At 70.4% G+C, this 5,304-nt stretch carries 6 protein-coding genes; 3 read left to right on the plus strand and 3 right to left on the minus strand.

What is annotated here, in order from left to right; all coding sequences use genetic code 11:
* Positions 1–78 precede the first annotated feature (78 nt).
* Positions 79–342 carry a type B 50S ribosomal protein L31 gene (locus tag ACFXPL_RS36855; protein ID WP_384927542.1) on the minus strand — a complete coding sequence of 88 codons (264 nt, stop codon included), beginning with the start codon at positions 340–342 and terminating at the stop codon, positions 79–81.
* A 241-nt stretch (positions 343–583) separates the two neighbouring features.
* Here ACFXPL_RS36855 and ACFXPL_RS36860 point away from each other — a divergent pair, with 241 nt between their 5' ends.
* On the plus strand, positions 584–1,228 hold the full coding sequence (locus tag ACFXPL_RS36860) for a histidine phosphatase family protein (RefSeq protein WP_384927543.1): 645 nt from the start codon (positions 584–586) through the stop codon (positions 1,226–1,228).
* 103 nt (positions 1,229–1,331) lie between these two features.
* Here the strand turns inward: ACFXPL_RS36860 and ACFXPL_RS36865 are convergent, their stop codons facing one another.
* Positions 1,332–1,535 (minus strand): cold-shock protein, encoded by a 204-nt coding sequence (locus tag ACFXPL_RS36865; protein WP_041994569.1) that lies wholly within the window; start codon positions 1,533–1,535, stop codon positions 1,332–1,334.
* A 252-nt stretch (positions 1,536–1,787) separates the two neighbouring features.
* Positions 1,788–2,780 carry an aldo/keto reductase gene (locus tag ACFXPL_RS36870; protein WP_384927544.1) on the minus strand — a complete coding sequence of 331 codons (993 nt, stop codon included), beginning with the start codon at positions 2,778–2,780 and terminating at the stop codon, positions 1,788–1,790.
* Positions 2,781–2,835: 55 nt separating this feature from the next.
* On the opposite strand from ACFXPL_RS36870, the gene ACFXPL_RS36875 reads away from it, so the two are divergent.
* Positions 2,836–3,540, plus strand: coding sequence for a TetR/AcrR family transcriptional regulator (locus ACFXPL_RS36875; RefSeq protein WP_384927545.1), 705 nt, complete (start codon positions 2,836–2,838; stop codon positions 3,538–3,540).
* An 89-nt stretch (positions 3,541–3,629) separates the two neighbouring features.
* On the plus strand, positions 3,630–5,204 hold the full coding sequence (locus tag ACFXPL_RS36880) for an MDR family MFS transporter (RefSeq protein WP_384927546.1): 1,575 nt from the start codon (positions 3,630–3,632) through the stop codon (positions 5,202–5,204).
* The last annotated feature ends 100 nt before the right edge of the window (positions 5,205–5,304 follow it).

The following is a 5,304-nucleotide window of genomic DNA, read 5'->3' on the forward strand; positions in this document are numbered from 1 at the left end:
GCGTATTACCTTTAAATGGCCCCCCCCCGGCCACCTCGGCGACGGTTGCGCGCGTCCGGGCTCCTCCCGTGCGAACGGTCAGCCGCGCGGGGCGGCGCCGCCCCTGCCGTAGCGGCGCTCGAAGCGCTCCACCCGGCCCGCGGTGTCCACCACGCGGCCGGCGCCGGTGTGGAAGGGATGGCTCGCGGAGGAGATCTCCACGTCGATGACGGGGTACGTGTTCCCGTCCTCCCACTCGACACGCCGCTCCGAGTCCGCGGTGGAGCGCGTCAGGAAGGCCACTCCCCCGGCACGGTCCCGGAAGACGACCGGGCGGGAGACGGGGTGGATACGAGGCTTCATGCGGGATTCCCTCCTCGATGGTCCTGGACGGTCACGCCGCCCGCGGAACTGGATGTCATGTCCATCAAGCGGCGCATCGGTGTAACGCGACAGCCGCCGACGGCATTCCCGCCAGGTCACCGGGGCGGGAACACGAGACACTGAGCCCGACGGAATGCGATCACGGCCCGCCTGGTTCTTCCCTTCGGATCCGCGCGGCCACACGGCACGAGCGCGGCGAACAGGAAAGTGGGCCTCCACCATGGGCGAGTTGATCCTGGTACGGCACGGGGAGACCGCCTGGTCCCTGTCCGGACAGCACACCAGCTACACCGATCTCCCGATGACCGGGCGCGGCGAGGACGAGGCCCGCTCACTGGCACCGCTGCTGCGCGAGCGCCGTATCGGCCTCACGCTCGTCAGCCCCATGGCCCGCGCACGGCGCACCGCCGAGCTGGCCGGTCTCGCCCCGTACCGGGTGGAACCGGATCTGCGGGAGTGGAACTACGGAGGGTACGAAGGCATCGCGACCGTCGACATCCACCGCACCCGCCCCGACTGGGACCTGTGGACCGACGGCGTCGTTCCCGGCCCCGCCGGTCAGCCCGGCGAGGGCCCCGGCGAGGTGGGACACCGCGCCGACCGCGTCCTCACGGAGGCGCTGGCGGCGCTCGATCCGGGGGACGGCGCGGATGTCGCGCTCGTCGCGCACGCCCACTTCCTGCGGGTGCTGACCGCGCGCTATCTCGGTCTGGCGCCCGCGGCCGGCGCGCTGTTCCACCTCGCGACCGGCACCGTCTCGCGGCTGGGCACCGAGCACGACCGCCCGGTGATCACCGCCTGGAACCTCGCCCTGCCCGGGGGCGGGGACACCGCGGCGCCCCCCGCGCGGGAGACCGCCGCCTGACCGCACCCCGGCGGGCACACGGCCGGCGGACGGCCCCGTACAACGCGGCGGGCGCCGGCCCGGTGGAAGTGAATCCACCGGACCGGCGCCCTGGTGCCCCGCTTCAGGAGGGGAGGATGTTCTCCGCCTGCGGGCCCTTCTGGCCCTGCGTGACGTCGAAGGTGACCTTCTGGCCCTCCTGCAGCTCACGGAAGCCGGAGGTCGCGATGTTCGAGTAGTGCGCGAACACGTCAGGACCGCCACCGTCCTGGGCGATGAAGCCGAAGCCCTTTTCCGAGTTGAACCACTTCACTGTTCCACTGGCCATGATGAGTCTCCGATTCAAAAGACGCATGGTTCCCGCACGCTACGGGAACCGGAGGTGATCGCCTTGGTCCTTAGAGACGCTGAACAGCACAAACGCCCGTGACGGCACGTCACGGGCGAGCGGTACTTCGGAACCACGACAGCTTGATCAAGACGCTACAGTGCGCGACGCGATACAGCCACAGAAACGACCAACTCTTGCGTCTGTGCCGCGCGATCGGACCGCGTTCGGCCCACAATCACCCTTTCGCCCCTACCAGCGTCCATGGACCGAGGAGCGCAGACGGCGGTCGTACAGCTCCCGCACCGCGTCCAGGGTGGCGGGCGGCAGCGGCTCCAGCGCGCCGGCCGCCGCGTTGGCGCGGACCTGCTCGACGGAGCGGGCGCCGGGGATCACACTGGTGACCCCGGGCTGCTGCGTGATCCAGCGCAGCGCGGCCTGAGCGGGCGTCACGCCCTCGGGCGCCAGTGCGGCGAACTCGACCGCGGCGGCCAGCCCCGTGGCGTAGTCGACGCCCGAGAACGTCTCGCCCTGGTCGAACGCCTCGCCGTGCCGGTTGTACGCACGGTGGTCGTCGGCGGCGAAGACGGTGTCCTTCGTGTACCGGCCGGAGAGCAGCCCTGAGGCGAGCGGCACCCGCGCGACGATGGCGACACCCGCCGCGCGGGCGGCCGGCACGACCTCCTCCAGCGGCTTGGGCCTGAACGGGTTGAGGATGATCTGCACGCCCGCGACACCGGGACGCGCGAGGGCGGTGAGCGCCTCGGCGCAGGTCTCGACGCTCACGCCGTACGCCGCGACGCGCCCCTCCTCGACCAGCGTGTCGAGCGCGTCGAAGACCTCGTCCGACGCGTAGACGGGCGTGGGCGGGCAGTGGAGCTGTACATAGTCCAGCGTGTCGACCCCGAGGTTCGCCCGCGAACGGTCGTTCCAGGCGCGGAAGTTCGCCAGGGAGTAGTTCTCCGGCCGCTGCTCGGCGCGCCGCCCCATCTTGGTCGCGACGAACACTCCGGCGTCGGGCCGGTCCTTCAGGTAGCGGCCGATGAGCCGCTCGCTGCGCCCGTCGCCGTACACGTCCGCCGTGTCGAAGAAGGTGACACCCGACTCGACCGCCGCGTCCAGGACGGCGAAGGCGTCCGATTCGGCCACCTCACCCCAGTCCGCGCCGAGTTGCCAGGTGCCGAGTCCGACGGCGGAGACGACCCGCCCTTTCCCGTCCCACGCGCGCTGCTCCATACGGATCATGCTACGGCGTCCAGGAACCGGAAATAATTTTGCGGACCGTGCATTTTTGCATACTCTGCATGATGTGCAGAGTGAAGGTGCGGCGCCCGGTCTCCGAGAGCGCAAGAAGCAGGCCACCCGGACGGCGCTGTCGGAGGCCGCGGTGCGGCTGGCGGCCGTACACGGGGCGGAGAACGTCACCGTCGAGGCGATCAGCGAAGCCGCCGGGGTCTCGCCGCGTACGTTCTTCAACTACTTCGACAGTCATGACGACGCGTTCGTCATGATCGACCGCACCGTAGGACAGCGGGTACGGCGCGCGGTGCGCGAGGCGCCGGCCGAGCTGACCGCCATGGAAGCGGTGCGCGAGGCGCTGGCCACCGAACTGACCCATGTGGAGGAGAGCCAGGAGATCTGGGAACTGCGGAGCACGGTGCTGCAGCGCTCGCCCCATCTGCTGCTGCGCGGCATGGGCGCCCATGTCGCCGAAGAGGTCCAACTGGCGCAGACGATCGCCGAACGGCTCGGCTCGCCGCCCGCTCCGGAACCGGTGGCGGACACCGGGAAGACGCCGGGCCCGCCGGAATCCTGCGGCAAGGGCCCTGACACCTCGCACCTCGGTCTCTACCCCCGGCTGCTCGCCGCGGTCACCACCACGGCCGTACGGGTCGCCATCGAACACTGGTGCGCCCAGGGCGACTCGGAATCCTTTCCGGACACCTTCCGTCGCGTCTTCGGCCATCTCTCGGACGGGCTGACCCAGCCGCGGACCGACGGCTGACCGCCCTGACACGCATGCCCTCGAACCGAATGAACACGAAGAAGGACACCTTGAGTGCTACAGAGGCGCCGGAGCAGGCGCCGACCTCCATGACCAACCGCCAGATACTCCAGGCCATGTCCGGCCTGATGGCCGGGATGTTCGTCGCGATCCTGGCCGGCACGGTGGTGGCGAACGCCCTGCCCCGCATCATCGCCGACCTGCACGGCAGCCAGTCCGCCTACACGTGGGTCGTCACCTCCGAACTGCTCGCCATGACGGCGACCGTGCCCCTGTGGGGCAAGCTCTCCGACCTCTACAACAAGAAGCTGCTGCTCCAGCTCTCGCTCTCGCTGTTCGTCGTGGGCTCGCTGCTGGCCGGTTTCTCGCAGGGCGTCGGCCTGCTCATCTTCAGCCGGGTCATCCAGGGCATCGGCGCGGGCGGTCTGACCGCCCTCGCCCAGATCGTGATGGCCGCGGTCATCCCGCCGCGCCGCCTCGGCAAGTACGCGGGCATCTTCGGCGCGGTCTTCGCCGTCGGTACGGTCGCCGGACCGCTGGTCGGCGGTGTCATGGTGGACACCTCGTGGCTCGGCTGGCGCTGGTGCTTCTTCATCGGGGTGCCGTTCGCGCTGGCCGCGATCCTGATGCTGCAGCGCACGCTGAAGCTGCCCACGGTCCGCCGCGAGGTGAAGATCGACTACCTGGGCGCGTTCCTGATCGTCGCGGGCGTCAGCGCGCTGCTCATCTGGACCTCCCTGGCGGGCAACAGCTTCGACTGGATGTCCTGGCAGACGCTCGCGCTCACCGGTACGGGTGTGGTGCTGCTGGTGGCCGCGGTCTTCGTGGAGGCCCGGGTCCCCGAGCCGGTCATCCCGCTGGACATCTTCCGCAACCGCACCGTCACCCTGACCACGGTCGCCAGCCTGCTGGTCGGTGTCGCCATGTTCGGCGGCACGGTCTTCCTCTCCCAGTACTTCCAGATCTCCCTCGGCAAGACCCCGACCGTCGCCGGTCTGATGGGCCTGCCGATGATCCTCGGACTGCTGGTCTCCTCCACCGTCGCCGGACAGATCATCAGCGCCACCGGCAAGTGGAAGGTCTATCTGATCGCGGGCGCCGTGATCATGACGGCCGGCCTGGGACTGCTGTCCACCATCGACGCCGACACGGGCTTCGGAGTGCTCAGTCTGTACATGGCCGTCCTCGGCGTCGGCGTCGGCCTGCTGATGCAGAACCTGGTCCTGGCGGCGCAGAACGACGTACCGGCTTCCGAGCTGGGCGCCGCCACGTCCGTCCTCTCGTTCTTCCGCAGCATGGGCGGCACGATCGGTACCAGCGTGCTGGGCGCCGTCCTGGCCAACCGGGTGACGGCCGAGATCACCAAGAGCCTGGGCGAGAGCGGCCAGGCCCCGGCCGGCGGCTCCGGTGAGAGCTCCGTACCGGACATGTCGACCCTGCCGGCGCCGATGCGGGCGATCGTGGAGCACGCCTACGGTGTCGCGACGGCGGAACTCTTCCTCGTCGCCACGCCGTTCGCCGCGCTCGCGCTGGTCGCGGTGGTCTTCATCAAGGAGAAGCCGCTCAAGACGACCAGCGGCATGGAGCGGCTCGCCGAGGAGGCCGAGGCCGGCAGGCAGGGCGGGGAGGGCGTCGAGAAGACCCCGGCCGCCCCGGTGGGCTGATCCAGGATCGCTCCGCCACCTGTACGGGGCGGGGGACGGGCCGGGATCGGTACCGCCCGTCCCCCGCCCCGTCGTGGAGGTGGGGGGCGGCGGCCAGGGC

The sequence above is a fragment of the Streptomyces sp. NPDC059092 genome (assembly GCF_042756365.1).
Lineage (GTDB): Bacteria > Actinomycetota > Actinomycetes > Streptomycetales > Streptomycetaceae > Streptomyces.